Here is a 16,587-nt window from a genome sequence, read left to right as displayed (position 1 = left end):
GACGGGTGAGTACGAGTCCCGAGATCCGCACGCTGCCCGTTCCCGACGGCCTGGAGGGCGAGCGCGTCGACGCCGCCATCGCCCGTATGTTCGGGTTCTCCCGTACGAAGGCGGCCGAACTGGCCGCCTCCGGGAAGGTCCAGGTCGACGGCGCCGTCGTCGGCAAGTCCGAGCGGGTCAGCGGTGGCGCGTGGCTCGAGGTCGAGATGCCCGGCGCCCCGGCGCCGGTGCAGATCGTGGCCGAGCCCGTGGAGGGCATGGAGATCATCCACGACGACGACGACATCGTCGTGATCATGAAGCCGGTCGGGGTGGCCGCGCACCCCAGCCCGGGCTGGACCGGGACGACCGTCATCGGCGGCCTCGCCGCCGCCGGCTACCGCATCTCCACGTCCGGCGCCGCCGAGCGCCAGGGGATCGTGCACCGGCTCGACGTCGGCACCTCGGGCCTGATGGTCGTCGCCAAGTCGGAGCGGGCGTACACGCTGCTCAAGGCGCAGTTCAAGGAGCGGGTCGTCGACAAGCGCTACCACGCGCTGGTCCAGGGCCACCCGGACCCGATGAGCGGCACCATCGACGCGCCGATCGGCCGCCACCCCCAGCACGACTACAAGTGGGCCGTGACCGCCGAGGGCAAGCCCTCGGTGACGCACTACGACCTGATCGAGGCGTACCGCGCTGCCTCGCTGCTCGACATCAAGCTGGAGACCGGCCGCACCCACCAGATCCGGGTGCACATGTCGGCCCACCGCCACCCCTGCGTCGGCGACCTCACCTACGGCGCGGACCCGACGATGGCCAAGCGGCTCGGCCTGACGCGGCAGTGGCTCCACGCCGTACGGCTGGGCTTCGAGCACCCCTCGGACGGGCGCTGGGTCGAGTTCGAGAGCGCGTACCCGGCGGACCTGCGGAACGCGCTGGACCGGATCGAGGCGGAGAGCGCGTGAGCACCGGCTTCTCCGTACGGGAGGCGGCCGGCAAGGAGGACCGCGAGGCCTGCTTCGCGGTGCGGCGGGACGTCTTCGTGGTCGAGCAGCGCGTGCCGCAGGAGATCGAGTACGACCGGTACGACGAGACGGCCGTGCACGTCCTCGCCGTCCGTGAGGACGGACTGCCGCTCGGCACCGGACGGCTGCTCCACGGCGAGGACGCGGTCGGCAAGACCGGCGCCGACGCGTCCGTCGGCTCGCTGGGCCGGCTCGCGGTCACCCGGGCCGCGCGCGGCCTGGGGGTCGGCGTGGCCCTGGTCCGCGCCATCGAGGACGCGGCGCGCGAGCGGGGCCTGGAAGCGGTGGACCTGCACGCCCAGACGCATGCGCTCGGCTTCTACGAGCGGCTCGGCTACGAGGCGTACGGTCCCGAGTTCCAGGACGCGGGGATACCGCACCGCGCGATGCGGCGGGTCCTCTAGGACGTCCGCGAGGTCCACGTGAGCGGCGCCGCACGGCGCTTTGGGCGGATTCGTACTGCCGCGTGGCAGGGTTGAGGCACGATCATCGACCCTGGTGTGAGGCCGGAAGGGCGCCCCCGTGGATCAATTGGCCCTGTTGTTCCTGCTGTTGCTCGGCGCGCTGCTCACCGTGCCGCTCGGGGACCGGCTCGGGCTGCCGGCCCCGGTGCTCATGACCCTCATCGGGATCGTGCTGGCCTTCCTGCCCTTCGTCCCCAACGTCGAGATCCCGCCCGAGTACATCCTTCCGCTCGTCCTCCCCCCGCTCCTCTACGCCTCCGTGCAGCGCACGTCCTGGCGCCAGTTCGCGGCCAACAGACGGCCCATCTTCCTGCTCGCCGTCGCCCTCGTCTTCGTCACCACCGCCGCCGTCGCCGCCATGGCGAACGCGCTCGTGCCGGGGCTCCCGATCGCCGCCGCCGTCGCGCTCGGCGCGCTCGTCGCGCCCCCCGACCCGGTTGCCGCGACCGCCGTCGCCGGTTCGCTCGGGCTCCCGCGCCGGCTCGTCTCGATCCTGGAGGGCGAGGGTCTCTTCAACGACGTCACCGCGATCGTGCTCTACCACGTGGCGATCGGCGCGGCCGTCGGCGGCACGTTCTCCTGGGGAGGCGCGGGCGCCGAGCTCGTCCTCTCCGCCGTCGTCGCCATCGCCGTCGGGCTCGTCCTCGGCTGGCTCAGCAACCAGCTCATGGGCGTCCTTGGTGAGCCCACCCTCCAGACCGGGCTCACCCTCCTCGTCCCCTTCGTCGCCTACGTCCTCGCCGAGGAGCTGCGCGGTTCCGGCGTCCTCGCCGTCCTCGTCGTCGCCCTCTACCTCGCCGAGCACGCGCTCGATGCCGACGACGTCATGGGCCGGCTCGCGGGCCAGACCTTCTGGCAGATCGTCGACACCCTTGTCACCGGTATCGCCTTCGGTCTCATCGGACTCGAGCTGCACAACGTCTTCGGTACCGCCGACGGCCGTATGGGCGAGATGCTCGGCTGGGGCGCGGCCGTGACCGGTGTCGTCGTCGGCGTACGGCTGCTGTGGCTGCTGCCCGCCACCTGGCTGGCCAAGCGGCTGCACACCGGCCGCGACTACGCCGAGGAGATCCCCGTGAGCTGGCGGGAGACCGTCGTCATGTGGTGGTCCGGGATGCGCGGGGTGGCCTCGGTGGCGCTGGCGCTCGCCATTCCGCTGCGTACGGAGGACGGTGCGCCGTTCCCCGGCCGGGACGAGATCGTCTTCATCGCCTTCTGCGTGATCATGACCACCCTGGTGCTCCAGGGCCTCACCCTGCCCTGGCTGGTCAAGCGGCTCGGCGTCCAGGCCGACACGGACGCGGAGCGCGCCCTGGAACGGCAGCTCGCGCTCCGCGCGGCGAAGGCCGCCAAGCGCCGGCTCAAGGAGATCGAGGAGGTGGAGGAGCTGCCCGACGAGGTTCAGGAGAGGCTGCTGCGCGGGGCCTTCGACATCGGGGCGCGGATCAGTCCGGACGTGCTCGACGAGGAGCTCCGGGCGGTCTTCGCCGAGCGGGCCGGGCGGCTCAAGGCGGTCCACCGCATCCACCGGGAGATGATGTCGGCCGCCCGCCACGAGGTGCTCTCGGCACGGAGCGAGCCGGGAACCGACCCCGAGGTGGTGGACCGGGTGCTGCGCCAGCTGGACGTGCGCAGCATGCGGTGACGCCGTCCCCGTGCCCGCCCCCCCGCCGCACCCGCCCGCTCGCGTCAGCCGCGGCCGTGGCGGGGCGGCTCGGCCTCGTCCTTCCGGAGCGCGTCGGTGAAGCCGGCGTTGTTGCTGTGCACCTCGTCGGCCCGCGGCGGCGGGGCGTCGAGCAGGCTCCGGCCGTCCCGTGGCGCGGGGACGGCGTCCGACACCGCGATCCGGGGAAGGGCGTACGGGTGCTCCTCGGCCAGCCAGGCGACGAGCTGCTCCCGGACCGTGCACCGCACGGTCCACACGTCGTCCGCGTCCTTGGCCGTGACCACGGCCCGCACCTGGAGGGTGCTGGGCGTGGTGTCCGTCACGGCCAGGCTCCAGTCGCGGCCGTCCCAGGACGGACAGTCCGCCAGGATCTCCTTCAGCTTGTCGCGCATCGCGGCGACCGGGGCCGAGTGGTCCAGGTGGAAGAAGACCGTGCCGGTCATCTGGGCGCCGCCGCGCGACCAGTTCTCGAAGGGCTTGCTGGTGAAGTACGAGACCGGCATCGTGATGCGGCGCTCGTCCCAGGTCCGTACGGCGAGGAAGGTCAGCGTGACCTCCTCGACCACCCCCCACTCGCCGTCGACCACCACCGTGTCGCCGAGCCGGACCATGTCGCCGAAGGCGATCTGGAAGCCGGCGAAGAGGTTCCCGAGGGTGGACTGGGCGGCGATGCCGGCCACGATCCCGATGATGCCCGCCGAGGCCAGCATCGACGTACCGACGGTCTTCAGGGCCGGGAAGGTCAGCAGCATGGCCGCCACCGCGACGACGGCGACGACCGCCGTCACGATCCGCATGATGAGGGTGACCTGGGTGCGCACGCGGCGGACGCGGGCCGGGTCGCGGGTGGTGGAGGCGTACCGCGCGAAGGTCGACTCCACGACGGCCGCGGCGATCCGGGTCACCAGCCAGGCGCTGGACCCGATGAGGACGAGCGAGAGGCACTGGCCGATTCCCGCCGCGTGCTCCTCGATGGGCCGCCAGTGCGTCTCGCGGTAGGTACCGCGCAGGACGGAGGCGAGCAGCACCGCCTGCAGCGGTATCCGGCAGCGGCGGAGCAGTCCCCACAGCGGGGTCTCGGGGTGGCGGGCGTCGATCCGGCGCAGCAGTACGTCGGCGGCCCAGCCGGCCGCCAGGGTGAGCAGGACCGATCCGCCGACGACGAGAAGGGGTCGTAGCACGCTGTCCATGGACGGGGGGCCTCCGTGTTCTCCGGGGATGGGGGCCCGGCTGGCAGGATGGACCGCATGGACATCATGCTTTTCCACTCGACCTACGGGCTGCGTCCGGCGGTGGAGGCCGCAGCCGAGCGGCTGCGGGCCGCCGGGCACCAGGTTCGGGTGCCCGACCTCTTCGGGGGTCAAACCGCACAGACGGTCGAGGAGGGGATGGAGCTCCAGACGTCGATCGGCAAGGAGGAGCTGCTGAAGCGTGCCGTCCTCGCCTCCGCGCCCTACTCGGACCGCGGACTCGTCTACGCCGGGTTCTCCTTCGGCGCCTCGGTCGCGCAGACGCTGGCCCTGGGCGACGAGAAGGCGCGCGGGCTGCTCCTGCTCCACGGCACCTCGGACATCGCGGAAAGCGCGTCCGTCGACGACCTTCCCGTACAGCTGCACATCGCCGACCCGGATCCCTTCGAGTCGCACGACTGGCTGACGTCCTGGTATCTGCGGATGGGCAAGGCCGGTGCGGACGTGGAGGTCTACCGCTACCCGGGCGCCGGCCATCTGTTCACCGACCCGGACCTGACGGACTGGGACGAGGCCGCCGCCGAGCGGACCTGGTCGATCGCCCTGGAGTTCCTGGAGGGTCTGTAGGACGCGCGGAAGGGCGCGGCGGGGGCTCTCCCGCCGCGCCCTTTCTCAGAGCATCGGTTCTCAGCCGGCGCGGTACGCGGTCCACATGTCGTTCATCCGCGTGACCTGGCCGGAGGTGAACTGGTACATGCAGGCGTCGTACGTGTAGTCCATGAAGTTGTGGATCGGGTCCACACCCGTCTTGGACGCGCAGCTGTCACGACCGGTCGGGCACTCGTACGCCGGGCTCTTCTCGGCGGGGGTGTCGGTGACGTAGTCGCCGTTGCCGTTACAGCCGCCCTGGAACGTGTGGTACAGCCCCATCCAGTGGCCGACCTCGTGGGTGGCGGTGTCGCCCTCGTTGTAGTTGGCGGCGGAGCCGCCCGGGAGCGATGCGTCGAGGACGACGACACCGTCCATGGACGGGTTGGAGTTGTACGAGGACGGGAAGGTCGCCCAGCCGAGCAGGCCACCGCTGAGCTTGGCGGTGTAGAAGTTCAGCGCGCCGGCGCCGCCCTTGCGCAGGGTCGACTTCATCTCCTTCTCGGCGGTGGAGCCGGAGGACAGGTTGTACCAGTTCGGGTTGTCCGTGTAGGTGGTCTCGACCAGGGTGAACTGGAAGTTGGTGTTCACGTTGCCGGTGCCCTGGCCGCCGAAGGCCGAGTTGAGGACCGCCATCTGGTTGTTGATGGCCGTGGCGCTCAGCTTGCCCGTGGTGCCGCTGTGGACGACGTGGAAGTAGACCGGGATGTTGACCACGGCGGCGGTGGAGTTCATGCCGCCGGCTCGAACCGATTCCAGTCTCTTCTTCAGGTCCGCGTCCATGGCCTTGGCCTGGGCGGCGGAGATCTCGTTGGGCTCGTGACCGTGGGAGTCGGCGCCGCGGGCCTTGCGGGCGCCGGAGTGGGCGTCCGCCTCCTCCACGCACTCCTCGGCGGAGAGAGCGGCGGCCGAGGTGGTGGCGGTCGGGGCCGCCGACGGGGCGGAAAGGGGGGTCAGGGCCAGGGTTCCGGCCATGACCGCGGTGCCGAGCACACGACGTGACATACGCGGCGATATACGAACAAGAGCACGCACAGGTGACTCCTCGCGGGGGGTTGTGGAGAGGCACTTCCTCGCCACCGCGGGGAGATTACGGGTCCATGTCAGACGTTGATGAGCATCGATCAAGCCCAATCATTCGTGCGGCAAACTGGGGCATCGGGAAGAAAAACTTTCGCCCGTTCCGGAGTTTGAGACGTGGGCGTAACGAACGCACGGCCGAAGGCGGGTGGTGTGTCCGGATTAAGGCGCCCGAATTCACCACCCGCCGTGGGGATGTGATCGTCCGTTAACACGCTGGATCATGGCCGAAAATCGACCATGAGGTCATGTCAGCGCAAGGTCAGCGCACCGGCTGGTACACCCGCTCGACGCGCTGCGTTCCGTTTCGCGTCCGGTAGGAGCGCGACCAGGCGGTCGTCGCGTCCGCCTTCGTCCTGTCGGAGACCGTGTAGTAGTCCATCTGCGACTGCTCGGCGGTCACATCGAGCACGCCGTAGCCGTGGTGGTCCATGTCCACCCACTTCACATGGCGGTTGGCGGCCTTGATCGCCCCGGCCGCCACCACCGAGAGCGTGCCCGGTGCCACGCGGAGGATGTCGTCGAGGTTGTCCGAGGTCACCGAGGTCACCACGAACTCGGTCGCCGCCGACTGCGACAGCGGATACGTCGCCGCCTGCACCGGCACGTCGTTGGCCCATGCCATGTGGATGTCACCGGTCAGGAAGACGGTGTTCCGGATGGACCGCTGCGTCAGATGCGCGAGCAGCTCCCGGCGGTCGTCCGTGTAGCCGTCCCACTGGTCGACGTTGACCGCCAGACCCTCCTTCGGCAGGCCCAGCAGCTCCGCGAGCGGGCCGAGCAGATGGGCCGGCAGCGCGCCGAAGGCGACGGGCGAGATCATCACCGAGGTGCCGACCAGCTTCCAGGTCGCGTCGGAGCCGGCGAGGCCGGACTTCAGCCAGTCCAGCTGGGCCCGGCCGGTGAGCGTCCGCTCCGGGTCGTCGACCGAGCCGTTGCCGACGCTCGACTGCTGCGAGCGGAAGGAGCGCAGGTCGAGCAGGTGCAGATCGGCCAGCGTGCCGAAGCGCAGCCGCCGGTAGACCGTGCCCTCGGTGGAGGCGCGGACCGGCATCCACTCGAAGTACGCCTGCTTGGCGGCGGCGACCCGGGCCGCCCACTCGCCCTCGGCACCGGGCGTGTGGTTCTCCGCCCCGCCCGACCAGGCGTCGTTGGCCATCTCGTGGTCGTCCCAGATCGCGATCACGGGGTGCGTGGCGTGCAGCGCCCGCAGATCGGCGTCCGTCTTGTAGGTCGCGTGCCGGGTGCGGTAGTCGGCCAGCGAGACGATCTCGTGGCGCGGTTCGTGCTGCCGTACGACGTGCTCCTCCGCCGGGTAGCCGCCGGTGCCGTACTCGTACAGGTAGTCGCCGAGATGCAGGACCGCGTCCAGGTCCGCGCGGGCCGCGAGGTGCCGGTACGCGGAGAAGTAGCCGGCCTCCCAGTTGGCGCAGGAGACGACGCCGAAGCGGACACCGGGCGTGGCCGCGTCGGTGGCCGGCGTGGTGCGGGTGCGGCCGACGGGGGAGACGGTGTCGCCCGCCGTGAAGCGGAACCAGTGGGCGGTCGCCGGGCGCAGGCCCCGGACGTCCACCTTGACCGTGTGGTCGGAGGCGGCCGTGGCGGTCGTCGTGCCACGGGCCACGATCCGGGCGAAGTCCCGGTCCTCGGCCACCTCCCAGCCGACCGGGACGTCGGGGCCTCTGCCGGAACCGGGCAGGGCGTCGGAGGTGGGAGTGACGCGCGTCCAGAGCAGGACGCCGTCGGGCAGCGGGTCGCCGGAGGCGACGCCGTGCAGGAACGCGGGTGCCTCGGTGTCCGCGAACGCGGGGGAGGCGGCGCCCACCAGCGCCGGCGCGGCGACGGCCGTGACGGCGGCCGCCTTCACGACCGAGCGGCGGGTGGGGGCGGGGGATATGTGTCGACTGGTCACGGGCAGTCAGATTACTGATCAGTATGCCGAACAGGCAGGCGAAAACCGGAAAGTTCGCGCACTCGTCGCCCGGCGGACGTGAATCGTCCGTGCCGCCTGTTCGGGGCGGGTCCGCGGGGGGCTGCCGCCTCCGCGGACCCGTGCCGTCGTCAGCCCGGCCCCGGACCCGGCCCCCGGATCCGGCCCCCCGATCTGGCCCCCGGGCCCGGGCCCCCGGGTCAGCCCTTGAGCGCCGGGGCGAGCGCGGCGTTGAACTCCTCCACCGTCAGCGGCGGGTTCTTGCTGCCCGCGGCCGTGAGGGTCTTGCCGTCCATCTTCAGCGTCGGCGTGCCCGTCACACCGCTGTCGTCGAACGCCGCGGACATCTTCATCGCCCAGCCGTCGAAGGTGCCGTTCTCCACGTTCTTCTTGAACTCCGCGTTGCCCTTCAGCGCCGGGACCGAGTCCGCGACCTCCAGGAGGTAGGAGTCCTTCGCGAACTCGTCCTTGCTCTCCTCCGGGTGGAACTTCGCGGAGTAGAGCGCCGACTTGTACGTCAGGAACGCCTCGGGGCTCACGTTCAGCGCCGCGCCCAGCGCCGACAGGGCGTTCTTCGAGCCCTCGCCCTGGTCGACGTTGTCGATGAAGGTGGCGCCGACGTACTTGACCTTGTACTTGCCGGCCTCGACGTCCTTGTCGACCGTCGCGCCGACCTGCTGCTCGAAGGTCGCGCAGACCGGGCAGCGCGAGTCCTCGTAGATCTCCAGCGTCTTCTTCGCGGTCGGCTTGCCGATGACGACCGTGGTGCCGTTCGTGCCCTCGGTGTTCTTGGGTGCGGTGACGTTCGACTCCTTCGCCACCGCCTCCCAGTGGGACGGCTTGTTGGCCTGGACGACGGCGTAGCCGATGCCACCGGCGACCGCCAGGACGGCGACCGCCGACACGGCGACGGTCACCTGGCGACGCGCCTTGTCCTTCTTGGCCTGGCGCTCGCGCTCGATGCGCAGCCGCTCACGGGCGGCAGCCTTGTTGGCCTGGCTGTTGCGTGAACTCATGGTCGTGATCTCCGGAAGGTCGGGACGAGAAATGGGGGACTGCGGTGCTCAGGCGAGGGCGAAGCCCGAGCACGGCGGTCCACGCCGTCCGACGGAGTGCACGAGGAGGCGGGTACGGGACCGGCGCGGCCGGCCCATGGGGCGTCCGCCGCGGCCGCGAGCCGGGCGAGGGGCGCCCAGGAGCGCGGCGACGAGCAGCAGCGGCCGGAACGCGAAGGCCGCCACCGCGCCGACCAGCCGGGCCAGCGCCCGCTCGCCGTGCCGCAGCCAGGCCGCCGCGAACAGCCCGACCGACACATGGGCCGCGAGCAGCAGCCACGGCACGGCCGGGTCCGGTGAGTTCAGAAGGGCGGCCGCGGTCCCGCTCTCGGGGGCGGCGACCCCCGGCAGCGGGGCGCCCACGGCGCCGCCGCAGAGCACGTCCACGCCCACCGCGCGCAGCGAACCGGCGACGGGGCCGCCCGCGGCGCCGTAACAGACCGCCTGGCCGGTGGTGAAGACCGTGTCGGCCGCCAGCTCCAGCGGCACCAGCAGCCCGGCGATCGGGCCGAAGCCGCGCTCACGGCCGGCCAGCGCGTACGCGACGGCGAACACGCCGGCCGAGAGCAGCCCCAGGGTCAGCAGCGGCAGCGGCACCTGGGACAGGAGCACATGGGAGCCGGCGGACAGCGTCACGACCAGTGCCGTGAAGAGCGCCGCCCGCAGCCCCCTGAGCCGCGTCCCTGATATGTCCATCGCGCTGGAGAGTGTGCCATGCCTTCCTGTAAGAGCCTCTTAAGGGCGAGCTGTGAAGGGGCCCTACAGGCCGGGGATCCGGCCGTTGCGGAACAGATCGACGAAGATCTGGTGGTCGGCACGCGCGCGTGCCCCGTAGCTGTGCGCGAAGTCCACCAGGAGGTCGGCGAAGCCCTCCTCGTCGGCGGCGATCGCCGCGTCGATGGCCCGCTCCGTCGAGAACGGCACCAGGGAGTGGCCGCTGGAGTCGTCCGCCGCCGCGTGCATCGTCGCCGTCGCCCGGCCGAGGTCGGCCACGGTCGCCGCGATCTCCTCCGGGTCGTCGATGTCCGACCAGTCCAGGTCCACCGCGTACGGCGAGACCTCCGCGACCAGCTGCCCCGAGCCGTCCAGCTCCGTCCAACCCAGCCAGGGATCTGCGTGCGCCTGGAGCGCCCGCTGGGAGATGACCGTGCGGTGCCCCTCGTGCTGGAAGTACTCCCGTACCGCCGCGTCCGTCACATGGCGCGAGACGGCCGGCGTCTGGGCCTGCTTCATGTAGATCACGACGTCGTTCTCCAGGGCGTCGCTGTTGCCCTCCAGGAGGATGTTGTACGAGGGCAGGCCGGCCGAGCCGATGCCGATCCCGCGCCGCCCGACGACGTCCTTGACCCGGTACGAGTCGGGGCGCGCGAGCGAGGACTCCGGCAGGGTCTCCAGATAGCCGTCGAAGGCCGCGAGGACCTTGTAGCGGGTCGCCGCGTCCAGCTCGATCGAGCCGCCGCCGGAGGAGAAGCGGCGCTCGAAGTCACGGATCTCCGTCATCGAGTCAAGGAGCCCGAAGCGGGTCAGGGAGCGGGCGACGCGCAGCGCGTCCAGGAGCGGGCCCTCGGCCGTGTCCAGGGTGAAGGGCGGCACCTCGTCATTCTTGGCGCCGGTCGCCAGGGCGTGGATGCGCTCGCGGTAGGCCGCGGCGTAGATCCGTACCAGCTCCGTGATCTGCTCGTCGCCGAGCGCCTTGGTGTAGCCGATCAGCGCGAGGGAGGCGGAGAGCCGCTTCAGGTCCCAGGTGAAGGGGCCGACGTACGCCTCGTCGAAGTCGTTGACGTTGAAGATCAGCCGGCCGTTGGCGTCCATGTAGGTGCCGAAGTTCTCGGCGTGCAGGTCGCCGTGGATCCACACCCGGCCGGTGCGCTCGTCCAGGTACGGGCCGCCGTGGCGTTCCCTTTCCAGGTCGGCGTAGAACAGGCACGCCGTGCCCCGGTAGAAGGCGAACGCGGAGCCGGCCATCTTCCGGAACTTGACGCGGAAGGCGGCCGGGTCGGCGGCGAGGAGCTCACCGAAGGCGGTGTCGAAGACGGTGAGGATGTGCTCACCGCGCTGCTCGGCGGTGGGCTGCGGGACCGACATCGAGAGTGCCTCCTGGTGCAAAATCGTGCATGACAAATAGGACAGGTGTTCCGTGTCTCCAACGCGCGACGGTACCCCCGAGTGCCCGCCCCCTGTCACTGGAGAGACGTAGACTTCCACGCTGTCCCCCCAGACTGTTTTGGAGGCCTTCCGCCGTGACCAAGCCGCCCTTCACGCACCTTCACGTCCACACCCAGTACTCGCTGCTGGACGGTGCCGCGCGGCTCAAGGACATGTTCGACGCGTGCAACGAGATGGGCATGACCCATATCGCCATGTCCGACCACGGCAACCTCCACGGGGCGTACGACTTCTTCCACTCGGCCAAGAAGGCCGGGGTGACGCCGATCATCGGCATCGAGGCGTACGTCGCCCCCGAGTCGCGGCGGAACAAGCGGAAGATCCTCTGGGGCCAGCCGCACCAGAAGCGGGACGACGTCTCCGGTTCCGGTGGTTACACCCACAAGACGATCTGGGCGGCGAACGCCACCGGACTGCACAATCTCTTCAAGCTCTCCTCCGACGCGTACGCCGAGGGCTGGCTCCAGAAGTGGCCCCGGATGGACAAGGAGACCATCTCCCAGTGGTCGGAGGGCCTGATCGCCTCCACCGGCTGCCCCTCCGGTGAGCTGCAGACCCGGCTGCGCCTCGGCCAGTTCGACGAGGCCCTGAAGTCCGCCTCCGAGTACCAGGACATCTTCGGCAAGGACCGGTACTTCCTGGAGCTGATGGACCACGGCATCGAGATCGAGCGCCGGGTCCGCGACGGGCTCCTGGAGATCGGCAAGAAGCTCGGCATCCCGCCGCTGGTCACCAACGACTCGCACTACACGTACGCGCACGAGGCCACGGCCCACGACGCGCTGCTGTGCATCCAGACCGGCAAGAACCTCTCCGACCCGGACCGCTTCAAGTTCGACGGCACCGGCTACTACCTGAAGTCCACGGACGAGATGTACGCCATCGACTCCTCGGACGCCTGGCAGCAGGGGTGCGCCAACACGCAGCTGGTCGCGGACCAGATCGATGTCTCCGGCATGTTCGAGGCCAAGAACCTCATGCCGAAGTTCGACATCCCCGAGGGGTACACCGAGGTCACCTGGTTCCGTGAGGAGACCATGCGGGGCATGCACCGCCGCTTCCCGGACGGCATCCCCGAGGACCGCATGAAGCAGGTCGAGTACGAGATGGACACCATCATCTCGATGGGCTTCCCCGGCTACTTCCTCGTCGTCGCCGACTTCATCATGTGGGCGAAGAAGCAGGGCATCGCCGTCGGCCCCGGCCGAGGCTCCGCGGCCGGCTCGATCGTCGCGTACGCCATGGGCATCACCGACCTCGACCCGATCCCCCACGGTCTGATCTTCGAGCGCTTCCTCAACCCCGAGCGCATCTCGATGCCCGATGTCGACATCGACTTCGACGAGCGTCGGCGCGTCGAGGTGATCCGGTACGTGACGGAGAAGTACGGCTCGGACAAGGTCGCCATGATCGGCACGTACGGCAAGATCAAGGCGAAGAACGCGATCAAGGACTCGGCCCGCGTCCTCGGCTACCCGTACGCCATGGGCGACCGGCTCACCAAGGCGATGCCCGCCGACGTCCTCGGCAAGGGCATCGACCTCAACGGCATCACCGACCCCTCGCACCCGCGCTACAGCGAGGCCGGCGAGATCCGGGCGATGTACGAGAACGAGCCGGACGTGAAGAAGGTCATCGACACCGCCAAGGGCGTGGAGGGCCTCGTCCGGCAGATGGGTGTGCACGCGGCCGGCGTGATCATGTCCAGCGAGCCCATCGTCGACCACGCCCCGATCTGGGTGCGGCACACGGACGGCGTCACCATCACGCAGTGGGACTACCCCCAGTGCGAGTCGCTCGGCCTGCTGAAGATGGACTTCCTGGGCCTGCGGAACCTGACCATCATGGACGACGCCGTCAAGATGGTGAAGGCCAACAAGGGCATCGACCTCGACCTGCTGGCCCTGCCGCTGGACGACCCGAAGACCTTCGAACTGCTCCAGCGCGGTGACACCCTCGGTGTCTTCCAGTTCGACGGCGGCCCCATGCGTTCGCTGCTGCGGCTGATGAAGCCCGACAACTTCGAAGACATCTCCGCCGTGTCCGCCCTGTACCGGCCGGGCCCGATGGGCATGAACTCGCACACGAACTACGCCCTGCGCAAGAACAAGCAGCAGGAGATCACCCCGATCCACCCCGAGCTGGAGGAGCCGCTCCGGGAGGTCCTCGGCGTCACCTACGGCCTCATCGTGTACCAGGAGCAGGTGCAGAAGGCCGCCCAGATCATCGCCGGGTACTCCCTCGGCGAGGCCGACATCCTCCGCCGCGTGATGGGCAAGAAGAAGCCCGAGGAGCTGGCGAAGAACTTCACCATCTTCCAGGCCGGTGCCAAGAAGAACGGCTACAGCGACGAGGCCATCAAGGCCCTCTGGGACGTGCTGGTCCCCTTCGCCGGCTACGCCTTCAACAAGGCGCACTCCGCCGCGTACGGCCTTGTCTCCTACTGGACCGCGTATCTGAAGGCCAACTACCCGGCCGAGTACATGGCCGGTCTGCTGACCTCGGTCAAGGACGACAAGGACAAGTCCGCGGTCTACCTCAACGAGTGCCGCCGCATGGGCATCAAGGTCCTGCCGCCCAACGTCAACGAATCCGAGTCGAACTTCGCCGCCCAGGGCGACGACGTGATCCTCTTCGGCCTCTCCGCGGTCCGCAACGTCGGCACCAACGTCGTCGAGTCGATCATCAAGACCCGCAAGGCGAAGGGGAAGTACTCCTCCTTCCCCGACTTCCTCGACAAGGTCGAGGCGGTCGTCTGCAACAAGCGGACCATCGAGTCGCTGATCAAGGCCGGCGCCTTCGACGAGATGGGCCACACCCGCAAGGGCCTGGTCGCCCACCACGAACCGATGATCGACAACGTGGTGGCGGTCAAGCGCAAGGAGGCCGAGGGGCAGTTCGACCTCTTCGGCGGCATGGGCGACGAGGCCGTCGACGAGCCCGGCTTCGGCCTGGACGTGGAGTTCTCCGACGTCGAGTGGGAGAAGTCCTACCTGCTCGCCCAGGAGCGCGAGATGCTCGGCCTGTACGTCTCCGACCATCCGCTCTTCGGCATCGAGCACGTCCTGTCCGACAAGACGGACGCGGCGATCTCCCAGCTCACCGGCGGCGAGCACAGCGACGGCGCGGTCGTCACCATCGGCGGCATCATCTCCGGCCTCCAGCGCAAGATGACCAAGCAGGGCAACGCCTGGGCCATCGCCACCGTCGAGGACCTGGCCGGCTCCATCGAGTGCATGTTCTTCCCCGCCACGTACCAGCTGGTCTCCACCCAGCTCGTCGAGGACACGGTCGTCTTCGTGAAGGGCCGCCTCGACAAGCGCGAGGACGTGCCCCGACTGGTCGCCATGGAGCTGATGGTGCCGGACCTGTCGAACGCCGGGACCAACGCGCCCGTCGTCCTGACCATCCCCACCGTGAAGGTCACCCCGCCGATGATCAGCCGGCTCGGCGAGATCCTGGGGCACCACAAGGGCAACACCGAGGTACGGATCAAGCTCCAGGGCCCGCGGAAGACGACCGTCCTGCGGCTCGACCGCCACCGGGTCCAGCCCGATCCCGCCCTCTTCGGCGATCTGAAGGTGCTGCTCGGCCCGTCCTGCCTGGCGGGCTAGAGCGCGGCACTCGTACGCGCGGAAGGGGCGCGCCCGTCGTCACGGGTGCGCCCCTTCCGGGGTTTCGCGCGATCAGTTGTGACCGAAGCGCTTCTGCCGGCCCTTGCGAGCCATGTCACCGGGAGTCACCTGCGAGGCGCGGTGCTCGGCCTGCGACTCCATCGACGACTGCTGCGCCTGCTGGGTGCCGCGCTCGGCCGGCGAGGACTGCTGCTGACTTCGGTTCTGCTTGCGATTCTTGGCCATGGTGATGCCTCCTCTAGGGGAACTCGGGGCCAGGGCCGCTGCCAGACTCACACACGGGGTGAACCGCCGCATTTTGGATCATTACCGACAGTGAGCGGGCCTCGGCGTGACATTCGCCACGCCGATGATCGAGTTCCGGCCGTCAACCTCTCGAAGGTCGGGCAGACTCGGGGGAAATCCGAAGCAACTTCCGATCCCGAGGTTCCCGAAAGAAGGTGGAACACGTGGACCGCTGCGTCGTTCTGGTGGACGCCGGCTATCTGCTGGGCGCCGCCGCGAGTCTCCTCGCCGGGGAACCGGCCCGCTCCCGGATCACCGTCGACCATGCCGCCCTCATCCAGGGTCTGCGTGAACGGGCCGAGGCCGACACCGAACAGCCCCTGCTGCGCATCTACTGGTTCGACGGCGCACCCGACCGCGTGCCCCAGCCCGAGCACCGCAGGCTGCGCGTGATGCCCCGGGTCACCGTCCGGCTCGGCGCCCTGACCCGCAGCGACGGCCGCTGGGCCCAGAAGGGCGTCGACGCGGCCATGCACGCCGAGCTCACCGAACTGGCCAGAAATCGCGCCTGCTCCGACGTGGTGCTCGTGACCGGCGACGGCGATCTGCTGCCCGGTCTGATGTCCGCCAAGGAACACGGCGTCGCCGTCCACCTCTGGGCCGTACAGGCCGCCGACGGCGACTACAACCAGTCCGAGGACCTCGTCGCCGAGGCCGACGAACGCCGCGTCCTCGACCGCGCCTGGATCACCCGGGCCGTCCGCGCCAAGGACCTCACCGGCATCTGCGCGCCCCCGCCGGCCCCGCGCCCCGAGATCGCCGCGATCCTGTCCGCCCCGCTGCCCGAGTCGGCGCTTGCCGCCTCCGCCGAACGGGCCGCCGAGGCCGCGGCCGCGGCAGCCGCCTCCGTACACAACGGGACACCGGCCCGGCAGACTCCCGCGCCCGCCGAGAACGGAACGGCGACCGGCGGACCCGCGCCGGCCACCGGCAAGGTCGTCCCCACCCCCAAGGACCTCGCCGGACTGCGCGGCCCCGGCGCCCCGGCAGCCTCGCCCGCCTCGTCGGCCACCGCGCCGGCCGCCAACGCCACGCTGCGCTGGTCCTCCGACAAGGGCTGGATCGAACGCCCCGGCGGGGCGCTCGGCGAGCCGCCCGAGACCGCCTCCCTGCCCACGCTCGCCCAGCTCACCAGCGCCGAACAGCGCTGGGCCGACCGCGAGGAGGACATCACCACCGTCGGCGGCGACCCCTTCGAGGTCGGGCAGGTCTTCGCCCGTCGCTGGATGGAGCGGCTGCCCGAGCAGAGCCACGTCCAGAAACTGTCCGTGATGTACCCGCGCATCCCGCACCGCATCGACGGCGAACTGCTCCGGTACGCGGCCAGGTTCGGCCTGCTCGCCCACAAGGACGACCAGATCGACGAGCACGACCGGTACGCGATCCGGGCGGGCTTCTGGCGCGAGATCGACGTCCGGGCCGCCGCGGAACGCGCCCCCGCGGGGGAGTAGGCCGAGCGAC

General features: G+C 70.1%; 13 protein-coding genes. 6 read left to right on the top strand and 7 right to left on the bottom strand.

What is annotated here, in order from left to right:
* Positions 1–5 precede the first annotated feature (5 nt).
* The 3 genes from ACFYV5_RS26280 (at position 6) to ACFYV5_RS26270 (ending at position 3,116) form a co-directional block, all read left to right on the top strand.
* Complete coding sequence (locus ACFYV5_RS26280; RefSeq protein WP_389172411.1) at positions 6–947, top strand: RluA family pseudouridine synthase; 942 nt, start codon at positions 6–8, stop codon at positions 945–947.
* Positions 944–1,411 carry a GNAT family N-acetyltransferase gene (locus tag ACFYV5_RS26275; RefSeq protein ID WP_355111075.1) on the top strand — a complete coding sequence of 156 codons (468 nt, stop codon included), beginning with the start codon at positions 944–946 and terminating at the stop codon, positions 1,409–1,411. Before ACFYV5_RS26280 ends, ACFYV5_RS26275 begins: the two co-directional genes overlap by 4 nt.
* A gap of 118 nt (positions 1,412–1,529) precedes the next feature.
* Positions 1,530–3,116, top strand: a complete 1,587-nt coding sequence (locus ACFYV5_RS26270) for a Na+/H+ antiporter (protein ID WP_389172408.1) — start codon at positions 1,530–1,532, stop codon at positions 3,114–3,116.
* Between the two features lie 44 nt (positions 3,117–3,160).
* Here ACFYV5_RS26270 and ACFYV5_RS26265 read toward each other — a convergent pair whose 3' ends face one another.
* Entirely contained in the window at positions 3,161–4,327 is a 1,167-nt protein-coding gene (locus ACFYV5_RS26265; RefSeq protein WP_355111079.1) for a mechanosensitive ion channel domain-containing protein, read from the bottom strand.
* Between the two features lie 48 nt (positions 4,328–4,375).
* On the opposite strand from ACFYV5_RS26265, the gene ACFYV5_RS26260 reads away from it, so the two are divergent.
* Positions 4,376–4,954 (top strand): dienelactone hydrolase family protein, encoded by a 579-nt coding sequence (locus ACFYV5_RS26260; protein ID WP_389172405.1) that lies wholly within the window; start codon positions 4,376–4,378, stop codon positions 4,952–4,954.
* A 60-nt stretch (positions 4,955–5,014) separates the two neighbouring features.
* Here ACFYV5_RS26260 and ACFYV5_RS26255 read toward each other — a convergent pair whose 3' ends face one another.
* From ACFYV5_RS26255 to ACFYV5_RS26235, 5 genes are all read right to left on the bottom strand, one after another.
* The gene (locus ACFYV5_RS26255) at positions 5,015–5,980 is read right to left on the bottom strand and encodes a zinc metalloprotease (protein ID WP_355111082.1); all 966 of its coding nucleotides are present in this window, start codon (positions 5,978–5,980) and stop codon (positions 5,015–5,017) included.
* A 337-nt stretch (positions 5,981–6,317) separates the two neighbouring features.
* Positions 6,318–7,967, bottom strand: coding sequence for an alkaline phosphatase D family protein (locus ACFYV5_RS26250; protein ID WP_389172403.1), 1,650 nt, complete (start codon positions 7,965–7,967; stop codon positions 6,318–6,320).
* 218 nt (positions 7,968–8,185) lie between these two features.
* Positions 8,186–9,001, bottom strand: a complete 816-nt coding sequence (locus ACFYV5_RS26245) for a DsbA family protein (protein WP_389172401.1) — start codon at positions 8,999–9,001, stop codon at positions 8,186–8,188.
* A 48-nt stretch (positions 9,002–9,049) separates the two neighbouring features.
* Complete coding sequence (locus ACFYV5_RS26240) at positions 9,050–9,736, bottom strand: hypothetical protein (RefSeq protein ID WP_355111086.1); 687 nt, start codon at positions 9,734–9,736, stop codon at positions 9,050–9,052.
* A 63-nt stretch (positions 9,737–9,799) separates the two neighbouring features.
* Positions 9,800–11,125: a DUF2252 domain-containing protein gene (locus ACFYV5_RS26235; RefSeq protein ID WP_355111088.1), complete on the bottom strand. Its 1,326-nt coding sequence runs from the start codon at positions 11,123–11,125 to the stop codon at positions 9,800–9,802.
* A 155-nt stretch (positions 11,126–11,280) separates the two neighbouring features.
* Here ACFYV5_RS26235 and dnaE point away from each other — a divergent pair, with 155 nt between their 5' ends.
* Complete coding sequence (gene dnaE / locus ACFYV5_RS26230; RefSeq protein WP_389172399.1) at positions 11,281–14,820, top strand: DNA polymerase III subunit alpha; 3,540 nt, start codon at positions 11,281–11,283, stop codon at positions 14,818–14,820.
* Between the two features lie 72 nt (positions 14,821–14,892).
* On the opposite strand, the gene ACFYV5_RS26225 is transcribed toward dnaE, so the two are convergent.
* On the bottom strand, positions 14,893–15,066 hold the full coding sequence (locus tag ACFYV5_RS26225; protein WP_389172397.1) for a hypothetical protein: 174 nt from the start codon (positions 15,064–15,066) through the stop codon (positions 14,893–14,895).
* A gap of 215 nt (positions 15,067–15,281) precedes the next feature.
* Here ACFYV5_RS26225 and ACFYV5_RS26220 point away from each other — a divergent pair, with 215 nt between their 5' ends.
* Positions 15,282–16,577, top strand: coding sequence for an NYN domain-containing protein (locus ACFYV5_RS26220; protein WP_355111093.1), 1,296 nt, complete (start codon positions 15,282–15,284; stop codon positions 16,575–16,577).
* Positions 16,578–16,587: the final 10 nt, after the last annotated feature.

This window comes from Streptomyces sp. NPDC003035, from assembly GCF_042888285.1.
In the GTDB taxonomy this organism is placed as follows: Bacteria; Actinomycetota; Actinomycetes; order Streptomycetales; family Streptomycetaceae; genus Streptomyces.
Note: the sequence above shows the minus strand (reverse complement) of the source record. Positions and strands in the feature narration are given on the sequence as shown.